General features: G+C 62.6%; 16 protein-coding genes and 1 tRNA gene. 6 read left to right on the forward strand and 11 right to left on the reverse strand.

Annotated features, from left to right (window positions below; translation table 11 throughout):
- The 6 genes from cysS to B3F77_RS11315 form a co-directional block, all read left to right on the forward strand.
- Window positions 1–1,328, forward strand: a 1,328-nt coding sequence (cysS, locus tag B3F77_RS11290; RefSeq protein WP_293605053.1) for a cysteine--tRNA ligase, incomplete at its 5' end; no start/stop codon positions are given.
- Between the two features lie 52 nt (window positions 1,329–1,380).
- The gene (locus B3F77_RS11295) at window positions 1,381–2,106 is read left to right on the forward strand and encodes a DNA-3-methyladenine glycosylase family protein (protein WP_293605054.1); all 726 of its coding nucleotides are present in this window, start codon (window positions 1,381–1,383) and stop codon (window positions 2,104–2,106) included.
- A 25-nt stretch (window positions 2,107–2,131) separates the two neighbouring features.
- A complete protein-coding gene (locus tag B3F77_RS11300) occupies window positions 2,132–3,112 on the forward strand; it encodes an acetyl-CoA carboxylase carboxyltransferase subunit alpha (protein ID WP_293605055.1) in 981 nt (326 codons plus the stop codon).
- A gap of 58 nt (window positions 3,113–3,170) precedes the next feature.
- Window positions 3,171–4,151, forward strand: coding sequence for a tRNA lysidine(34) synthetase TilS (gene tilS, locus B3F77_RS11305; RefSeq protein WP_293605056.1), 981 nt, complete (start codon window positions 3,171–3,173; stop codon window positions 4,149–4,151).
- 141 nt (window positions 4,152–4,292) lie between these two features.
- On the forward strand, window positions 4,293–5,573 hold the full coding sequence (locus tag B3F77_RS11310) for an aspartate kinase (protein ID WP_293605057.1): 1,281 nt from the start codon (window positions 4,293–4,295) through the stop codon (window positions 5,571–5,573).
- A gap of 23 nt (window positions 5,574–5,596) precedes the next feature.
- A tRNA-Ser gene (locus B3F77_RS11315) sits at window positions 5,597–5,689 on the forward strand.
- A 379-nt stretch (window positions 5,690–6,068) separates the two neighbouring features.
- Here B3F77_RS11315 and B3F77_RS11320 read toward each other — a convergent pair.
- The 11 genes from B3F77_RS11320 to B3F77_RS11370 form a co-directional block, all read right to left on the reverse strand.
- Window positions 6,069–6,812 (reverse strand): PEP-CTERM/exosortase system-associated acyltransferase, encoded by a 744-nt coding sequence (locus B3F77_RS11320; RefSeq protein WP_293605058.1) that lies wholly within the window; start codon window positions 6,810–6,812, stop codon window positions 6,069–6,071.
- Between the two features lie 583 nt (window positions 6,813–7,395).
- Window positions 7,396–8,640, reverse strand: a complete 1,245-nt coding sequence (gspF, locus tag B3F77_RS11325; RefSeq protein WP_293605059.1) for a type II secretion system inner membrane protein GspF — start codon at window positions 8,638–8,640, stop codon at window positions 7,396–7,398.
- A 5-nt stretch (window positions 8,641–8,645) separates the two neighbouring features.
- Window positions 8,646–10,034 (reverse strand): GspE/PulE family protein, encoded by a 1,389-nt coding sequence (locus B3F77_RS11330; protein ID WP_293605060.1) that lies wholly within the window; start codon window positions 10,032–10,034, stop codon window positions 8,646–8,648.
- A gap of 2 nt (window positions 10,035–10,036) precedes the next feature.
- Complete coding sequence (gene gspD / locus B3F77_RS11335) at window positions 10,037–12,067, reverse strand: type II secretion system secretin GspD (protein ID WP_293605061.1); 2,031 nt, start codon at window positions 12,065–12,067, stop codon at window positions 10,037–10,039.
- Window positions 12,068–12,072: 5 nt separating this feature from the next.
- Window positions 12,073–12,909, reverse strand: coding sequence for a type II secretion system protein N (gspN, locus tag B3F77_RS11340; RefSeq protein WP_293605062.1), 837 nt, complete (start codon window positions 12,907–12,909; stop codon window positions 12,073–12,075).
- Window positions 12,906–13,418, reverse strand: a complete 513-nt coding sequence (gene gspM, locus B3F77_RS11345; protein WP_293605063.1) for a type II secretion system protein GspM — start codon at window positions 13,416–13,418, stop codon at window positions 12,906–12,908. The genes gspN and gspM overlap by 4 nt, the downstream gene beginning before the upstream one ends.
- On the reverse strand, window positions 13,415–14,686 hold the full coding sequence (gspL, locus tag B3F77_RS11350; protein ID WP_293605064.1) for a type II secretion system protein GspL: 1,272 nt from the start codon (window positions 14,684–14,686) through the stop codon (window positions 13,415–13,417). Before gspL ends, gspM begins: the two co-directional genes overlap by 4 nt.
- Before the next feature lie 22 nt (window positions 14,687–14,708).
- Window positions 14,709–15,722: a type II secretion system minor pseudopilin GspK gene (gspK, locus tag B3F77_RS11355; RefSeq protein ID WP_293605065.1), complete on the reverse strand. Its 1,014-nt coding sequence runs from the start codon at window positions 15,720–15,722 to the stop codon at window positions 14,709–14,711.
- Complete coding sequence (locus B3F77_RS11360; RefSeq protein ID WP_293605066.1) at window positions 15,719–16,438, reverse strand: PulJ/GspJ family protein; 720 nt, start codon at window positions 16,436–16,438, stop codon at window positions 15,719–15,721. The genes gspK and B3F77_RS11360 overlap by 4 nt, the downstream gene beginning before the upstream one ends.
- The gene (gene gspI, locus B3F77_RS11365; RefSeq protein WP_293605067.1) at window positions 16,438–16,821 is read right to left on the reverse strand and encodes a type II secretion system minor pseudopilin GspI; all 384 of its coding nucleotides are present in this window, start codon (window positions 16,819–16,821) and stop codon (window positions 16,438–16,440) included. The genes B3F77_RS11360 and gspI overlap by 1 nt, the downstream gene beginning before the upstream one ends.
- 15 nt (window positions 16,822–16,836) lie before the next feature.
- Window positions 16,837–17,451: prepilin-type N-terminal cleavage/methylation domain-containing protein (locus B3F77_RS11370; protein ID WP_414703001.1), on the reverse strand; the 615-nt coding region annotated here is incomplete at its 5' end.

Below are 17,451 nucleotides of genomic sequence, written 5' to 3' on the forward strand. Positions count from 1 at the left end.
GCATGTATGTGTGCGGCATGACGGTGTATGACCTCTGCCACTTGGGCCATGCGCGCGCCATGGTGGCTTTTGACGTGGTCCAGCGCTGGCTCCGCTTAACTGGCTTGCAGGTCACTTATGTGCGCAACGTGACCGACATTGACGACAAGATCATCAAGCGGGCGGTTGAAAACGGCGAAACCATACGCTCGCTGACCGACCGCATGGTCGAGGCGCTGCATCAGGATGCCGACGCGCTGGGCATAGAGCGCCCCACGCATGAGCCGCGTGCCACCGAATTCGTCCCGCAAATGCTCAGCCTGATCGGCACGCTAGAAAAAAAGGGTCTGGCCTACCAGTCCCAAACCGGCCAGAACAAGGGCGACGTGAACTATGCCGTGCGCAAGTTTGCAGGCTACGGCAAGCTCTCAGGCAAGTCGCTTGACGAACTGCGCGCTGGCGAACGGGTGGAGGTGCTCGATGGCAAGGACGATCCGCTGGATTTCGTGTTGTGGAAAAGCGCCAAGCCGACTGAGCCGGCTGACGCCCAATGGGCCAGCGCCTATGGCCCTGGCCGTCCGGGCTGGCACATTGAATGCTCGGCCATGGCTTGCCAGTTGCTGGGGGAGTCGTTTGACATTCATGGCGGCGGTGCCGACCTGCAGTTCCCGCACCACGAGAACGAGATCGCCCAGTCGGAAGGCGCCTTCGGCAAGCCGCTGGCCCGCATCTGGATGCACAACGGCTTTGTGCGCGTGGACAACGAAAAGATGTCCAAATCGCTGGGAAATTTTTTCACCATCCGCGAAATCCTGACCAAGTACGACGCCGAGACGGTGCGCTTTTTCATCATTCGTGCGCACTACCGGAGTCCTTTGAATTACAGCGATGCGCATCTGGACGACGCCCGCAATTCGCTCAAACGCCTGTACACCGCTCTCGACCTCATTACGCCTGCCGCGGTGACGATTGACTGGGCCGAGCCCTTGGTCAATTCCTACACCGCCCGCTTCAAGGCGGCCATGGACGAAGACTTTGGCACGCCCGAAGCCATTGCCGTGCTGTTTGAGCTGGCCAGCGAAGTCAACAAGACCCGTTCAGCCGAACTGGCCGGTTTGCTAAAAGCCCTGGGTAGCTGTCTGGGCCTGCTGCAAAGCGCGCCAGCCGGTTTCTTGCAGGCGGGCTCCGAGCTGGACGACGCCAGCATCCAGGCCCTGATTGCGCAGCGCGCCGGCGCCAAAAAAGCCAGGGACTTTGCGGCGGCAGACCGCATTCGCAACGAGCTGCTGGCCAAGGGCATTGTGTTGAAAGACTCGCCTGCGGGCACCACCTGGGAGGTGCAATCGTGAAAGTTGCAAGCCATTTTTGCCTCCAGCCCATACAGGGCGGGCGAAAGCAGCTATGAAAAAGATAGTTAAAAGCGGCCCTGCCAGTACCGAACTGATCGAGCTGACGAAGATGGCTGATGCGTCAGACACGGCTACCACTGTGCCCGCGTATTGGGCCGAGGCCTGCAAGCACCTGGTCAAAAAAGACCGGGTGATGAAACGGCTGATCCCGCAGTGTGGTGACACCTGCCTTCAGGCGCGCGGCGACGCCTTCAGCACGCTGGCGCGCAGCATTGTGGGGCAGCAGATATCCGTCAAGGCGGCCCAGACGGTCTGGCACCGCTTTGCCGCGCTGCCCAAAAAAATGACGCCTGCCCATGTGCTCAGGCTCAAGGTGGACGACATGCGGGCTGCGGGCCTGAGCGCGCGCAAGGTGGAGTACCTGGTCGATTTGTCGATTCAATTTGACGCGGGTACGGTCCATGAGAAGGACTGGCAGGCCATGGACGACGACGCCATCATTGCCGAGCTGGTGGCCATCCGGGGCATTGGCCGCTGGACGGCCGAGATGTTCCTGATTTTTTACTTGATACGCCCCAACGTTTTACCGCTGGACGATGTCGGTCTGATCAACGGCATCAGCCAGAACTATTTTTCCGGCGAATCCGTCAGCCGCAGCGATGCCAAAGAAGTGGCTGCCGCCTGGGCGCCATACTGCAGCGTGGCAACTTGGTATATTTGGCGCTCTTTGGACCCGTTGCCGGTTCTGGTTACACAGCCGACAACTGAGCAGATTTAAGTTTAAAAAGCCTGAGGAGCAGAACATGGCGAAAAAGACCTTCCTCGATTTCGAGCAGCCGATTGCCGACCTAGAAGGAAAAATTGAAGAACTGCGTTACGTGCAAACCGAGTCAGCGGTCGATATTTCAGAAGAAATCGATCAGCTGGCCAAAAAGAGCCAGCAGCTCACCAAAGACATTTACAGTGTTCTGACGCCATGGCAAATCACCAAGATCGCCCGCCATGCAGAGCGGCCTTATACGCTCGACTACATCCGTGAAATCTTCACCGATTTTGTGGAGCTGCACGGCGACCGGCATTTTGCCGACGACCTGAGCATTGTGGGCGGCCTGGCCCGCTTCAACGGCACGGCCTGCATGGTGCTGGGCCATCAGAAGGGGCGCGACACCCGGGAGCGTGGCCTGCGCAATTTCGGCATGAGCAAGCCCGAGGGCTACCGTAAGGCGCTGCGCCTCATGAAAACCGCCGAAAAATTCAAACTCCCGGTATTTACGTTTGTGGACACGCCCGGCGCCTACCCCGGCATTGACGCCGAAGAGCGCTGCCAGTCTGAAGCCATCGGCCGCAATATTTTTGAAATGGCGCAACTCGAAGTGCCCATCATCACCACCATCATCGGCGAAGGCGGCTCCGGTGGCGCGCTGGCCATTTCGGTGGCCGATCAGGTGGTGATGCTGCAGTATTCTATTTACGCCGTCATCAGCCCCGAAGGCTGTGCGTCCATTCTCTGGAAAACCTCAGACAAGGCTCAGGAAGCCGCCGAAGCGATGGGCATCACGGCGCACCGGCTCAAGGCACTGGGCGTGATTGACAAGATCGTCAACGAGCCGGTGGGCGGCGCGCACCGCGACCCCAAGCAAATGGCAGCCTTCCTGAAGCGGGCGCTCAACGATGCGTTCCGGCAGGTCAGCGATTTGAACGTCAAGGAATTGCTGGACCGTCGCTACGAACGCCTGCAAAGCTATGGCCGCTTCATCGATACCAAAGCCGACGCCAGCAAGTAAGCCTTGGGCGGCAGGGCCAGCCGCCAGCCGCCCCGAGCCGCTGAGCGCGGTGAATCCCTTGAACCCAGTAAATCCGGCACTGTCGGCGCTGCGCGCCTCGCTGGCGCTGGCGGGCCCTTCTTCCCTGGCGCTGCCTTTGGGCGTGGCCTACAGCGGCGGTGCCGATTCCACCGCATTGCTGCTGGCCGCTGCGCGGTGCTGGCCCGGCCAGGTTCAGGCCATTCATATTCATCATGGTCTTCAGGCCGCCGCCGACGGCTTTGTGCGCGTCTGCGAATCGGTGTGTGCAGGCCTGCAGGTACCACTGCATGTTCTGCATGTCGATGCTGGCCATGCGCCGGGTGAAAGCCCTGAAGACGCGGCGCGGCGGGCGCGCTACGCGGCGCTGGCGGGTGCGGCAAAGCAGCGGGGCCTGGGCGGTGTGCTGCTGGGCCAGCATGCTGATGACCAGGTTGAAACCCTGTTGCTGGCGCTCAGCCGTGGTGCCGGTTTGCCGGGTCTCGCGTCCATGCCGGCGCAGTTTGAGCGCGAAGGGGTGGTGTTTTACCGCCCGCTGCTGCAAACCCCTGCAGCGAGTTTGCGCGAATGGCTGGTGCAGCAGCAGATCCCTTTTGTCGATGACCCGAGCAACACCGACGAACGCTACACCCGCAATCGCATTCGGGCGCGCCTGTTGCCTGCGCTGGCGGAGGCCTTTCCGCAGTTTCGCGCCACCTTTGCACGCAGTGCCCAGCATGCCGCGCAGGCGCAGGCTTTGCTGCTGGAAGTCGCCCGGCAGGATTTGGCTGCGGTTGGCACGCCGCCGGCCATTCAGGCTTTACAGGTTTTATCGCAACGACGCCAGGCCAATGTCCTGCGCCACTGGCTGCTGCTGCAGCACCGGGCCACGCCCAGTGCTGCGCAGCTTGAGCAGTTGCTGGTGCAAATTGCGGCATGCACCACCCGCGGGCACCAGATTCACCTCAAGGTGGCCACCGGTCACGTGACGCGGCTAGGGCCCGTGCTGCACTACACCGCAGGGGCGGACGAGCCGGGCTAAATTGGGGGCAGTCCTCGGTATAATCGAGGGCTTTGCGGCTGGCCAATAGCCTGCTACAAAGGCGCGCTACTGGGGCGCTTTTAACAGCGATTTCCCGCAAAAAAACAAAGTTCGCAACAAACTCCTGATTGACATCCTGCAATGGCTTTGATCGTTCATAAATACGGCGGCACATCAATGGGCTCGACCGAGCGCATCCGCAATGTGGCCAAGCGCGTTGCCAAGTGGGCGCGGGCCGGCAACCAAATGGTCGTCGTTCCCAGCGCCATGAGTGGCGAAACCAATCGTCTGCTGGGCCTCGCCAAAGAGCTGGCGCCCGCCAGGCCCGGTGATGCCTACGGCCGTGAGCTCGACGCTCTGGCTGCCACCGGCGAACAGGCCTCCAGCGCGTTGCTGGCCATTGCGCTGCAGGCTGAAGGCCTGCAGGCCGTGAGCTATGCCGGCTGGCAAGTCACCATCAAAACCAACAGCGACTTCACCAAGGCCCGCATCGAGTCGATTGACGACGAGCGGGTGCGCGCTGATTTGGACGCCGGCAAGGTCGTGATCATCACTGGCTTTCAGGGCGTGGATGAGGGCGGCAACGTCACCACGCTGGGCCGCGGCGGTTCAGACACATCGGCCGTGGCGATTGCGGCGGCATTGAAAGCCCATGAGTGCCTGATCTATACCGATGTGGACGGTGTCTACACGACCGACCCGCGCGTGGTGCCCGAAGCGCGCCGACTGCATACCGTGAGTTTTGAAGAGATGCTGGAGATGGCCTCCATGGGCTCCAAGGTGCTGCAGATCCGCTCGGTTGAGTTTGCTGGCAAGTACAAGGTGCCGCTGCGTGTGCTGTCCAGCTTCACGGACTGGGACATTGACATCAACGAAGAAGCCGCGTCAGGCACTTTGATCAGTTTTGAGGAAGACGAAAACATGGAACAAGCCATCATATCGGGCATCGCTTTCAGCCGCGATGAAGCCAAAATTTCCGTACTCGGTGTGCCAGACACCCCAGGTATTGCCTACCAGATCGTAGGCGCCGTCGCCGACGCCAACATCGAAGTTGATGTAATCATTCAGAACATCAGCAGAGACGGTAAAACCGACTTCAGCTTTACCGTGCACCGCAACGACTACGCCAAGGCTGTGGACCTGCTCAAGGCCAAGGTGTTGCCCGCGCTGGGCGCGCAGGAAGTCACCGGCGACGCCAAGATTTGCAAGGTCAGCATTGTGGGCATCGGCATGCGCAGCCATGTGGGTATTGCCAGCAAGATGTTCCGAGTTTTGAGTGAAGAGGGCATCAACATCCAGATGATCTCCACCAGCGAAATCAAGACCTCGGTCGTGATTGACGAGAAATACATGGAGCTGGCCGTGCGTGCGCTGCACAAGGCTTTTGATCTGGACCAGCCCGTCGCCTCAAACAGGTCCTGAAGTCGTGAGATAATTAAGCTATTGGAAACGTGACCGAGTGGCCGAAGGTGCTCCCCTGCTAAGGGAGTATGGGGTGTAGAGCCTCATCGAGGGTTCGAATCCCTCCGTTTCCGCCAATTAGAGCCCCAAGTAGTTGATCTACTTGGGGGTTTTCTTTTGTAGTCGTTGATACCCAGCATCCTACCCAACATAAATAAAATGGTTGAAGTTGCTGCTATTAGCCGCGGTTCCACAGGAAAATTAATCGGCAGTTGTTAGTACCGGTCAGTAGTTGACCAGCCTGCCGACGATCGGTGACCAGGCCCCACCTGCAGCAACATGGCGCTGGCGTTAACTGTGGGCCTTGAAATGGGTGGTCAGTCAATCACCGGCAGGCTGGCCAGAGTCTCATCAGTGACAACATAATTTTGCCTCAACTGGTCATTGGTGTGGAGCAGCAGTTGACATTTGACTTCAGGGATTCCACAAGCACTGGCCATGAGATGACGCTCATCTCTACTGCACATGCTGAGAGGCGAGATTGAACTGGTTTTGAATGTTGTTCAGCAGCACCCGATACTCCGGTTTTAGATTGTTGAAGATCTTGTCACGGCTGATGAAGAACGGAGCCCGTATTCCGCGATGGTCAACCTCTGCGCCTACTTGTTGGAAAAGTATGCCGAAGCGGCGCAGCTGACGGGCCAGTCGAGGCTCCATCATGGCAAAAACACCATCGAGTCCCTGATTCAGACCGATGACGGCAATTGCCACATAAAGACCTAGTGCGACAGTGGGAAAGAGGCGTCGCTCATTTTCAGTGCTGGCATCAAAGTTCTCGCTCCCGCCATCAGGAACGCTTGCTACACCTCGACGACGACGAAAGTTGGCGGTAATGGCCAGTCGGGAGATTTCACCGTTTTTCCGGCGAGACGTTGCGGCCGAGCTGTCAAAGTCCCACTGAAGCGACTCGCCGCAGGCATGCTCAAACGGGAACGGCATGTCAGGTTTTTGGCTGGCAGCCAGAATCAGGCGAATACAGCCGACATAGGTCTGGCTGGATTTGTGAAACAGGAGGCAGTGAATTGATCGCTTGTCGTACTCGTCAAGCTCCAACTGGCTCGCACGTTGCTGCTCATAGCCAAGCTCATCGCAATAAACCTGGTGGCGTAGCTGGTAGACTTTTTCGAGCAGATTCCCGGTATTGGCGGGAACAACGCTAAAGTAACGTTCGAAGAGGGGGGCAAGGGGTGATTCAGTCATGGAGCACTCTCAATAATGGAAATTCACAGCCGCTTATATATTAGTGTCCCCCCTGCCCCCACAGGAGTATGCCTGCAGTTGACATGGGCCTACTGGCCTCGATAGGCGACCTCTGCCAGCGCCATCGGCCAGATACAGCCGGTCGGTCGTAGCACTACAAAGCGGCCGGTCGTCGGTGCTCTCAGCTCAGTTTGAATTCCAAATTCTATCTGCCCCGGATTTGTCCTTCTTTGCATTTTATCAATTCGTAATCTCCGATCACTGGACTTAATCATCGGCTAAGAAGTACGTTTTTCGGGGGCAAGATCACTATGAGAAAAGCTGGCACGCGACACAGCTATTGAAGGCCGCATAATGAAGTGACTAAGCGGTACGTCCAACAGGGGCAAGTTCAGTTCCGCCAAACTGTGTTTTTAACCGTCCATAACGGTTTACAGAAACACCCTGAAAGCCCCGCCAGCCCTAGTGTTACGGGGCTTTTTTGTTTTTTTCACGTCCACAAAGGTACGCCGCAGGCACGACTTTTTAGGTGTGGGTATTTCCTTCAAACCGGCCGCATCCAGGAGAAAACAGGGTGCCGAATCTAGCGCACCAGCTGGTTGAGTTGGATGATGGGCAGCAGTACAGCCAGCACGATCAGCATCACAACCGCGCCCATGGCCACAATCAGCAGCGGCTCCAGGATGGTGGCGAGTTGCATGGCTCGGCGCTGGACCTCGGTGCTGAGTTGGGTGGCGGCGCGCAGCAGCATGACGGCCAGCGTGCCGGTCTGCTCTCCCAGGCGGGCGAACATGGGCAGCAGCCCGGGAAAGCGCTTTTTGCCCGCCAGCGCGGAAGCCAGCGGCGCGCCTTCGCGCACCAGTACCAGGGCGTCGAGCGCGTCGGCGCGCATGGCACGGTTGTGCAGCGTTTCAGCGGCGGCCTGCAGGGCCTTGAGAATCGGCACACCCGCGGCCGCCAGCATGGCCAGCGTGGAGGCAAAGCGCGCTGCGTTGTAGCTGCGCGCCAGCTTGCCGATGATCGGCAGATTCAGCCACGCGGCATCAAATCGCAAGCGAAAACCCTCCATAGTCAAAGCGTAGCGGACACCGAGTGCTACTAAAAAAATAGCAAACAGCATCCAGACGCCATAGGTCCGTACAAACTGGCTGATGGACAGCATGGCCACCGTGAGCCAAGGCAGGGCGCGCTTGCTGCCCGCAAATACATTGGCCACCTGCGGCACCACATAGCCCACCAGGAACAGGACGATGACGAACGCCACACAGGTCACGATGGCTGGGTACAGCGCCGCGCCCACCAGCTTGGCCTGCAGGGCCAGACGTTCTTCGAGGTCGGTAGCCAGGCGCTCCAGCACCAGCCCCAAGTTGCCGCTTTGCTCGCCAGCGCCCACCACCGCTACATAAATGTCGGAGAACTCGCGCGGGTACTGGCCTAGCGATTTGGCAAAGCTGGAGCCGGCGTTGACTTCCGCGCGCAGCGCGGCAACGAGTCCCCGTTGCCGCTCGTCCCCGGCCTCGTCGGCCAGCGCCGTGAGGGCCCGCTCCAGCGGCAGGCCCGCGGCCACCAGCCCCGCAAGCTGGCGCGTCCAGATCGCCAGCGCCGCGGCGTTGAACACGCGCGAGCGCCACAGGGTCGGGTTGAGCGACAGGCCCTGGCGGCTCGCGTGATCGGCATCGCTCGCCCCGTACGCGACCGCATCCACGCCCAGCGGCACCAGGCCCCGAGCACGCAGCAGCCCACGCGCAGCCCGCGCGGTGTCTGCTTCGATGACGCCTTTGGCGGTCCGTCCGTCTGCGTCAAGGGCTTCGAATGAAAAGGCGGGCATGGTGTTTAATCTCGCGTCACGCGCACCAGTTCTTCGCGGGAGGTCACGCCCGTGGCGACCAGTCTTTCGCCGTCTTCGCGCATGAGCGTCATGCCCTGGGCGACGGCGGCGTTGCGGATGTCGGCCTCGCCGGTTTGGCGGTGAATCAGCGCGCGGATGGCTTCGTTGGTCACCAGCAGTTCAAATACACCGGTGCGGCCGCTGTAGCCGGTATCACCGCATTCGACACAACCCGCACCTTTGCAATGCCTGCACAGTTTGCGCACCAGGCGCTGCGCAAGTACACCCAGCAGGGAAGAGCTCAACAGAAAGGGCTCCACGCCCATGTCGGTCAGGCGTGTGACGGCGCTGGCAGCATCGTTGGTATGCAGCGTGGCCAGCACGAGGTGGCCGGTGAGCGAGGCCTGGATGGCGATCTGCGCCGTTTCAAAGTCGCGGATTTCGCCGATCATGATGATGTCAGGGTCCTGGCGCAGGATGGCACGCAGGGCTTTGGCAAAGTCGAGGTCGATCTTGGGGTTGACCTGCGTTTGGCCGACGCCCGGCAGCTCGTATTCGATCGGGTCTTCCACCGTCATGATGTTGGCGCTGGACGCGTCGAGTTTGCCCAGGGCGGCATACAGGGTGGTGGTCTTGCCGGAGCCCGTGGGTCCGGTCACCAGAATGATGCCGTGCGGCTGGGCAATCAGGCTCTCAAAGCGCTCCAGGGTGTCGCCCTGCATGCCCACTGCGGGCAGGGTGAGTCTGCTCCCGCTTTTGTCCAGCAGGCGCAGCACGGCGCGTTCGCCGTGCGCATTGGGCAGGGTGGAGACACGCACGTCCACGGCCCGCGTGCCAATGCGCAGCGAGATGCGCCCGTCCTGCGGCAAGCGCTTTTCGGCGATGTCCAGCTCGGCCATGATCTTCAGGCGCGAGATCAGTGCAGCATGCAGGGCGCGGTTGGGCTGCACCACCTCGCGCAGCGTGCCGTCTACGCGAAAGCGCACTGAGGAATGCCGCTCGTAGGGCTCAATGTGGATGTCGCTTGCACCGTCGCGCGCGGCCTGCGTGAGCAAGGCATTGAGCATGCGGATGATGGGCGCGTCGTCAGACGTTTCGAGCAAGTCCTCCACGGCGGGCAGTTCCTGCATCATGCGCGACAGGTCGGCGTCGGACTCGACCTCACTCACTACAGTGGCCGCACTGGACTCGCCCTGCGCGTAGGCACTGCTGATGCGTTGGGCCAGCGTCTCAGTGGCCAGGGTTTCAACCGCCTGCACCTCGTACCGGCGCAGCACCTCGCTCAGGGCCTGCCGGTCGCTCGCAGCGTGCAGCCACAGGATCAGTTGGCCCGCGTCCTCGCCCAGCAGCAGCTGGTGTGTGCGCGCAAAAGCGTAGGGCAGCAAGTAGCGCATGCTTACCAGGCGGGCGGTGTTTGCCGCGGCTGAGCGGGGGGTAACTGAGCCGGCAACTGCGGTGGCAGCACGGGTGCCTCATTGATGGGCACCAGCTTGCTCGGAGCAGGTTGGGCATCTTTTTGCGCCGCCCGCATCAGTTCATAGCGGTCCAGCGAGAGCGCATCGCTGACCTGCGCGTCGCGTACCACCACCGGGCGCAGGAAAACCATGAGGTTGGTCTTCTTGCGGCTGCGGCTTTCGCTCTTGAACAGGTTGCCGAAGAAGGGGACATCGCCCACGCCCGGAATCTTGTCCTGGTTGCCGGCATACTCGTCTTGCAGCAGGCCGCCGAGCACCACGATGGCGCCGTCATCCACCAGCACATTGGACTCGATTGAGCGCTTGTTGGTGATCAGCCCGGTACTGGAGTTGATCGACGAGGGCTGCACGCTGGACACCTCCTGGAATATCTGCAGCTTGACGGTGCCGTTCTCGCTGATCTGCGGCTTCACGCGAAGGGTCAGGCCCACGTCCTTGCGCTCGATGGTCTGGAAGGGGTTGACCGAGCCACTGCCGCCCGAATTGTTGTTGGTGTACTGGCCGGTCACAAAGGGCACGTTCTGGCCGATGACGATCTTGGCCTCCTCGTTGTCCAGGGTCAGCAAATTAGGTGTGGACAGGATATTGCCGTCGCCGGTCGACTCCAGGAAGTTCGCGAGGAAGCCGAGCACGTATATGCCGGCGGTCTTGTTAAGGAGACCCAAGTTGATACCCGTGCCCGGTGCGACAGAACCGCTGGCCCCCTGCGACGCAAGCGTGATGATGTTTTTGCCGCCGCTGCCGAAATTGGTGCCCAGAACACCCACTGTGCCCGCGCCCTTTTGCCCGAGCACGCCCTGCCACTGGATGCCGAATTCGGCCGCCTTGTCGGCATTGACCTCGGCAATCAGACTTTCCACGAAGACCTGCGCACGCCGCCCGTCGAGCTGGTCAATCACAGCGCGCAGCTGGCGGTATTGCGGCTCCGGTGCGCTGATGATGAGTGAATTGGTGGCCGGGTCGGCCTGGATTTGTCCGCCGGTCGAGGGCTGGGCCGAAGCCGCCGCGGCCGGTGCTGCAGCGCCAGCAACGCCAGCAGTCCTCGTTTCACCTGAAAGTGCTGCTCTTAAAGTTACAGCAAGTTTGGTGGCGTCGGCATTTTTCAGGTTGACCACGTGGATGTTGCCGCTGACGCCTCCCGGTTGGTCTAGCCTTTCCACCAGCGCGCGCGCGAGCGCGGTGCGTGCGGGGTTGGCCGCGCGTACTATGACCGTGTTGCTGCGCGGCTCGGCCAAGATGGTGGTCTTGAACGAGGTGTCGGCCTGGCCCTGGCCCACCGCGCTGGCCGGGCCAGACTCCATCAGCCGTGTCACCAGCGGCACGATATCGGCCGCGATGGCGTGCTTTAGCGGAATGATTTCGAGGTCGCTCGCGTTTGGAACATCCAGTGCCGCAATAATGCGCGCCATGCGCTGCAGGTTGTCGGTGTAGTCGGTAATCACCAGCGAGTTGTTGCCCGGATTCACGTTAATGGTGTTGTTGGGGCTGATCAGCGGGCGCAGCACGGGCACCAGGTTGTTGGCCGTTTCGTAATTCAGACGAAAGATTTGCGTCACGATCTGGTTGCCGGGGCCACTGAGCGCACCCGCGTTGACGCTGCCGGCTTGCAGCTTGGCATCGGCCTCGGGTATCACTTTGTACAGGCCCGCCGATTCCACGACGGTGAAACCCTGCAGTCGCAAGGTGGCCAGGAATTGATCGTAGGCGGCGGCCTTGGAGACGGGCTTGTCTGTGTTCAGGTTCATCGTGCCATGCACGCGCGGGTCCACCACCACGCTGCGCCCGGTGATGACGCCGATGGTGCGCGCCACCTCGGCGATGTCGGCATTGACGAAGCTCAGCGTCACTGGCTCGTCGGCGCGCGGCGCTGCCGGACTTTTTGCATGCAGGACGCCAGGATTCAAGGCCAGAAGGGCGCTGAATGCTATAAAAAACGGAGCAAATCTTTTCATGAAGCTTAACCTATGGTGATGATCGAGCGCGGGCCGTTGCGCCTGCCAATGATATTGAGTAAATTCGCCAAAGCGGCTTCGCGCTCCGGCGCGGCGCTGGCCTCGCCCGAAAAGCGCAGGCGCGAGCCGACCCACTGGCCGCTGCCAGTCAGTTGCAGGCTGCCTTCGAGCGTTTCGAGTGTCAGGCTGATCGATGGCCCGCCCTGCAGCGTCAAGCGGTAACTGCCCATGGGGCGCAGGGTGGATAGGCGCGAACTTATATTTCGCGCTTCCAGCACGGCGCTGCCCGCCACGAGAAGGCGACCCGCGTTCCATTCGGCGTTTAGCCCATGGCTTTGCAAACGCAGCTGGCCCATGGGCTGGAGTGTGTTCCAGGGGGTGCCCAGGCCTGCCAGTACGTCGGCCGGCCACTGGGACTGCGCATCCGCCAGTTCGAGCCGCAAACCGCCCAGGCGCGGCGTCGCGCGCAACTGCAGGGCCTCGGGCGTGCAGCATTCTGCCAGCAGGCTAAAACGCAGTCCCGTGAGGCTGGGTCGCAGGGTCCATTGCACCCGGCCGGGCAATGCGGCAATGTCCTGGCTGTCGGCGCCACCCGTCAGCACCAGCCTGGCGGACCCTTGCCAGACGGTGCCACGCGGCTCGGTCAGCAGGAGCTGCTGCCGGGTGCTACCGGCCACGGCATCGGCCAGCCAGCGGGCTGGGGCAAACAAGGCCAGGGCGAGCAGGGCACCGACCAGCGCGCCGCACCAGGCCCAAGCGGCAAAGCGCAGGGCAGGCTGGACGGACGGGCGGCTGGAACTGCGACCGAAAGGGCGACTGAAACTGAGAGGTGTTGGCTTCATGGCGGCGGCAGTGCGAGGACCACACTGCCGTCCCATCCGGTGTGCGCGGCATTCAGGCTCAGGTGCGCTTCCGTCGGCAGGGCCCGGGCGTTGCTGCGCGCCTGGGCCAGCCACTGGGTCAGCGCTTCGGCGGACGCCCCTTTGAGTGTGACGGTGGCGCGTTCACCCACCACGGTCAGCTGTGCCGTGGCGCCCAGGCGTTGCTTGACAGCGAGATCAAGCGCCTTGAGACTGTCATCGGTCTTGATGCGGGGCAGGGCTTGCAGGCTGCCGGCCTCGGCTGCTAGCGCGCGCATGGATTGCAGCTGGGCGTCCAGGCTGCGGTGGCGCGATTCGGAATTGTGCAAGGCGTCGAGTGCCGGGGCCAAGCCGACCCACCAGAGCATGGCCAACACAAGCACGGCGAGCGTCGAGCCCAGCAGCAGGCGTTCGCGCGCCGGCAGGGCGGTCCAGGCGGCTTGGCCGCGCTGCAAGGCGGTAGAGAAAGTGGACGACGCGCCGGCGATCATGGCCGTGCTCCGGCAGCGGCTTTGGCGTCGGCCCGTACCACCCAGGTCTCGCCGTCCACGCGGCTGCTGTAACCGGCGGCCGCCAGCCCCTTGGCCAGGCCGCTCGCTTTGGCTGGCGGCGCTTGGAATCCCTTGAGTGTCAATTCATTCGCTGCAAATTCAATAGCGGAAGGTGGCCCCGCCGTCTGAACATTTTCGGCAATGGTTGCCAGCATGGGCTCCAGGTCGCGGCTGGACACCGCGCCAGTCGCCTGGCGCAGGGCCGCGACTTCGTGCTCCATCTGCACTGGAGCGTCCACCACCACTGGCACCTTGGGGAAGGTCTGTGTCAGCAGGCTGCGAACTTCCCCGCGCTTGGCCTCCAGGGCCGAGCGTTCTTTCCAGGCCCAGGCATTGAAGCCAAGCAGATGGACCAGCATCAAGGCGGCCAAGCCCCAGCGGGCCGGTCGCCACGCGGCGCTGCCAACCCATTGGGCCCAAGCCTGCGCGGCGCGCCTGGCCAGTCTTATGCCTCCCGTGGAGGCCAGATCGAACTGCGCCAGGTTCCAGTTCGAGCGCGCGGCGGCCACCAGACCCTGGGCGCTGTGCCGGACCTGCACCTTGCCACCCAGCAGTTGCTCGGTCAGCGCCGCCACGGCCGGCTCTGCAAAGATTGGGCTGTCTGCGCCCTCAATGCTGGCCTCATCACCCAAACTCAAAGCCCCACGCACGGTGGGTACCAGCGGCAGCATCTGTACGCCGTCGTCCGCGCAACGCACCAGCCAGGCGCTGTCGGGTGTGCCGGTCACATGCAGGGTGGGTGGGCTGCCCGCAGGCAGTGGGGCATATTCGGGCACCACCCGCGCCACGGGTCGCCCCGCGGATTCAAAGGCCTGCAGAGCCGCTTGCAGCCAAGCCTTGTTGCAGGCTGCCACCCATACGCTGCTGCCCTGCGTTGCACCAGGAGCCAGGGCGAAGTGCAGGTTTTGCGGCTCATCGAGCAGGCGCTCTTCGAGTATGCCTTCGAGAGCGTTGCGCAGGCGGGCGCTGTTGACCTTGGGCAAGACGATCCGGTGCCAGGACAGCATGCGCGTTGGAACCACCGCCACCACTTCGCCTGCGCGTGGCAGCAGGGCCAGCGGCGCGCTGCCGTGATCGGCCAATGCGCTATTCGCGCCGGAGCCTGCGTCCGCGCGCTGCAACTCGGGCGCAGCGTCGTTCGACAGCGCAAAACGGTACTCCCCCACGGCGGTCGTGGGGGACGCAAGAGCAACGATCAGCGAAAGCATGGAGAGTGGGTCATCAAGTGGGTCATTGTAGGGGTTGTGCACCGGCTGTGGCCGTTGCGGGCGGGGGGTCAAGCGCAGCCCGGTCACGCCACAGCGTCTTGACATCAAGACCGTCGCGCTGCAGCAGGGAACGCTCCTCAATCAGCGTGTGCTCCATTCGCAGATGTGCGCGCACTTCAAAGAAGCGCGTTGCCACACTGTGCTGGCCTTCAGTGACGCGCCCGGCGAGTTCGCCAATGAAGCGGCCGGCGTCGCTCAGAGTGCGGAAGTAGCTGCGTGCGCGTTCATCCACCAGGCGCTGGGCCTGGGCCATCTCAAGGCCAGGAATGCTTGCATAAATCACTTCGGCGCTCGCGGTATTGAGATTGACCGGTGTACGCGTGGGCAGTAGGCTGACATAGGGCCTGAGACGCGCAATGCTCGTCTGCGACAAACCGAGCCAAGCCAGTTGTTCCAGCCGCTGGGGCATTAGCGGGGCGACGGCGCTGGAGGGGTTGCCGGGGCGCTGGTCGCTGGCAAGGCTCAGGTTCTCGGCCAGTTTGAGCAGCTCGGGCTGTGGCAGGCCAAGCAAATCGAACAGCCTGGCGAAAGAGAGCAGGTCCGGCTCGGACACCTTGCTGGCATCCGTCAGGTTTGTAGGCTTTATCAGGTTTGTCACGTTCAGTCGCGACTGCATGTCTTCGATCTGGCCTGACAGGAATACATCGAGCTGATTGTCGGCGCTGTCGCTGGCGGAACTGTTTTTGTCGGCGGCCAGAAAGCTGGAGAGCCGCGCTTCCTGCAATGCCACGGCCCAGGGCTCGGCCAAATAATCGGCGCCGCCGCTACTACGGGCGTCTTCCCGCAGGATCAGGCGGGCCCAGTCCAGCGCGCCGGTAAGTATCCACGCCGCCTGTACCCGCGAGCGCTCCGCGCTTTCAATTTCCACGGCCCGCCACTGCTGCCACAACGCAGTCGCCGCGAAGCTCGCCACCAGCGTCACGGTGAGCATGGCCGCGAGCAGCGCCGCACCGCGACTTCGGCGTGCCGGGCTCACGATTTCCCTCCGCCGAGGACGGGGCGTATCCAGTCCTTCGTCAGGACATCCGTCAGGGGCTGGCCGGCTGACAGGGTCAGTACTAGCCGGATGGCGTCGGGCAAAGGCGCGAGGGCGCTGCTGGCCGGCCCGGCAGAACCGGCTGCACCGGTGGGCGTGTTGGTGCTTGCCGCGCCGGCCGTGGACAGCGGGTTGCTCCAGGCGTCGTTGCGGTAGTAAAACACCTGCCATTGGTCCAGGCCGACCACTGCGACCTCGCGCCGTTTTTCCACATCGCTCGGGTTTTGGGCCCAGAGTTGGGCCTGCGCCCAAGCTACCTGCAGTTCGGCTCGGGTGCGCAGGGGGCGCGACTGCCAGCGCGCCCAGCTGCCCCTGCCACCATGCTGGTCGTCGATCACGCGGCGGGCCCAGCCCACGACGCGCACGGGGCTGTCGGCAATGGTGGTGTCGCGCCGGGTGAGGCGCAGCACCCCGCCGTCGTAGTCAACGCCGCTGACCTGTCCCGTTTCCACCACTGCGTCGAGGTCTGCCGACCACTGTGTCAGGCCGGTCTGCAGGCTGACCACACCGTCCATGCGCTCGCGCATGTCGACCTGCACGCGGACCATGCCATCGATGCCGCGCCAGCTCAGCAGCGCGAGCAGGGCCATCACGGTGAGGGCAACCAAGAGCTCGATCAAGGTGAAGCCGCGTGCCGGGCGAAGGGAGGCTGCCATCAGAAGCGTCCTACCACGGTGGCTACCGTCAGCAGCGGGTGGGCGGATGCATCGGTACCGTCGCGCACGCGGGCCTCGACACGGCGGAAGCTCGGATTCGGCGTGGCAAAGACTGACAGCGTTCCGCCGAAGCTGCGCCCGGCTTGCTCGCAGGTGAAGTCGCTGTCACCCACCCCCGGCATTTGCCTGGACAGGCGCATCTTGATGAGTTCGTTTTCCGCACAGAGCTGGGCCAGCAAAGTGTCGCTTTGGCGCTGCCCGTTGTGGATGAGTGCGCTGCTGGCCTGTACGCCGGCGGACAGGGCAATGGCGACTATGGCGAGGGCGACCAGCACCTCAATCAGCGTGAAACCGCGAGCTGGCTGAGCGGGCATCCGCGGCATGGCTAAGAACACGGTTTAGGGCGCGGCCTGGACTGCAAAGGGACGCAGCCCGTTGGTTGCGATGCGCAGCTTGTGGCCTTCCTGCACCAGGGTGATGGCCTGCGGCTCGATGATGGGTTCGGGGCCGAGCGTCAGCACTTGTGGGTTGGTCCCCGCGTCCCACTGGACCGCAGTTTGCGGGTTCAGCCAGTTCTGAGGCAGGTTGTCGGCGTTGAGCCCCTCGAAGCTGAAGCCTTGCGGTGTGTCGCGCCAGCGCAGTGCCCGGCCACTGGTGCGCGAGAGCGCGCGGCCCGACTCCAGCAGCGCAGCCAGCCGCTCACCGTCGCGGTCCAGCGCCGTCTGGGCACTGTCGCGAATGGCAAAACTCACCCCGGCCGATGCAATGGCGATGATGCTGATGACCACCAGCAGCTCCAGCAGCGTAAACCCAAACTGGTGGCGACGCCTAGGTTGGATCGCCGCCGGGCCGCCCGAAACAGGTTCCGCCCCCGAGGGGCTGGGGCCTGCGGCTCCAAGCCTGCTTGAGCAGGGCTGGACAGGCGATAGAGGCAAAGCGTCTTGCGAGTTGCGGCCTGCAAGGCCTCGTACATTACACGAAGTAAAAAGTGTGGGGGCCAACGAGCGCCGCGC

It is taken from the genome of Polaromonas sp. UBA4122 (genome assembly GCA_002381615.1).
Classification (GTDB): Bacteria; Pseudomonadota; Gammaproteobacteria; order Burkholderiales; family Burkholderiaceae_C; genus Polaromonas.

Bases quoted from the DNA above. Each gene is read 5' to 3' on its own strand.
- B3F77_RS11295 (WP_293605054.1), top strand. From the start codon at position 1,381: ATGAAAAAGATAGTTAAAAGCGGCCCTGCCAGTACCGAACTGATCGAG.
- B3F77_RS11300 (WP_293605055.1), top strand. From the start codon at position 2,132: ATGGCGAAAAAGACCTTCCTCGATTTCGAGCAGCCGATTGCCGACCTA.
- B3F77_RS11310 (WP_293605057.1), top strand. From the start codon at position 4,293: ATGGCTTTGATCGTTCATAAATACGGCGGCACATCAATGGGCTCGACC.
- B3F77_RS11320 (WP_293605058.1), bottom strand. From the start codon at position 6,812: ATGACTGAATCACCCCTTGCCCCCCTCTTCGAACGTTACTTTAGCGTT.
- gspF (WP_293605059.1), bottom strand. From the start codon at position 8,640: ATGCCCGCCTTTTCATTCGAAGCCCTTGACGCAGACGGACGGACCGCC.
- B3F77_RS11330 (WP_293605060.1), bottom strand. From the start codon at position 10,034: ATGCGCTACTTGCTGCCCTACGCTTTTGCGCGCACACACCAGCTGCTG.
- gspD (WP_293605061.1), bottom strand. From the start codon at position 12,067: ATGAAAAGATTTGCTCCGTTTTTTATAGCATTCAGCGCCCTTCTGGCC.
- gspN (WP_293605062.1), bottom strand. From the start codon at position 12,909: ATGAAGCCAACACCTCTCAGTTTCAGTCGCCCTTTCGGTCGCAGTTCC.
- gspM (WP_293605063.1), bottom strand. From the start codon at position 13,418: ATGATCGCCGGCGCGTCGTCCACTTTCTCTACCGCCTTGCAGCGCGGC.
- gspL (WP_293605064.1), bottom strand. From the start codon at position 14,686: ATGCTTTCGCTGATCGTTGCTCTTGCGTCCCCCACGACCGCCGTGGGG.
- B3F77_RS11360 (WP_293605066.1), bottom strand. From the start codon at position 16,438: ATGGCAGCCTCCCTTCGCCCGGCACGCGGCTTCACCTTGATCGAGCTC.
- gspI (WP_293605067.1), bottom strand. From the start codon at position 16,821: ATGCCGCGGATGCCCGCTCAGCCAGCTCGCGGTTTCACGCTGATTGAG.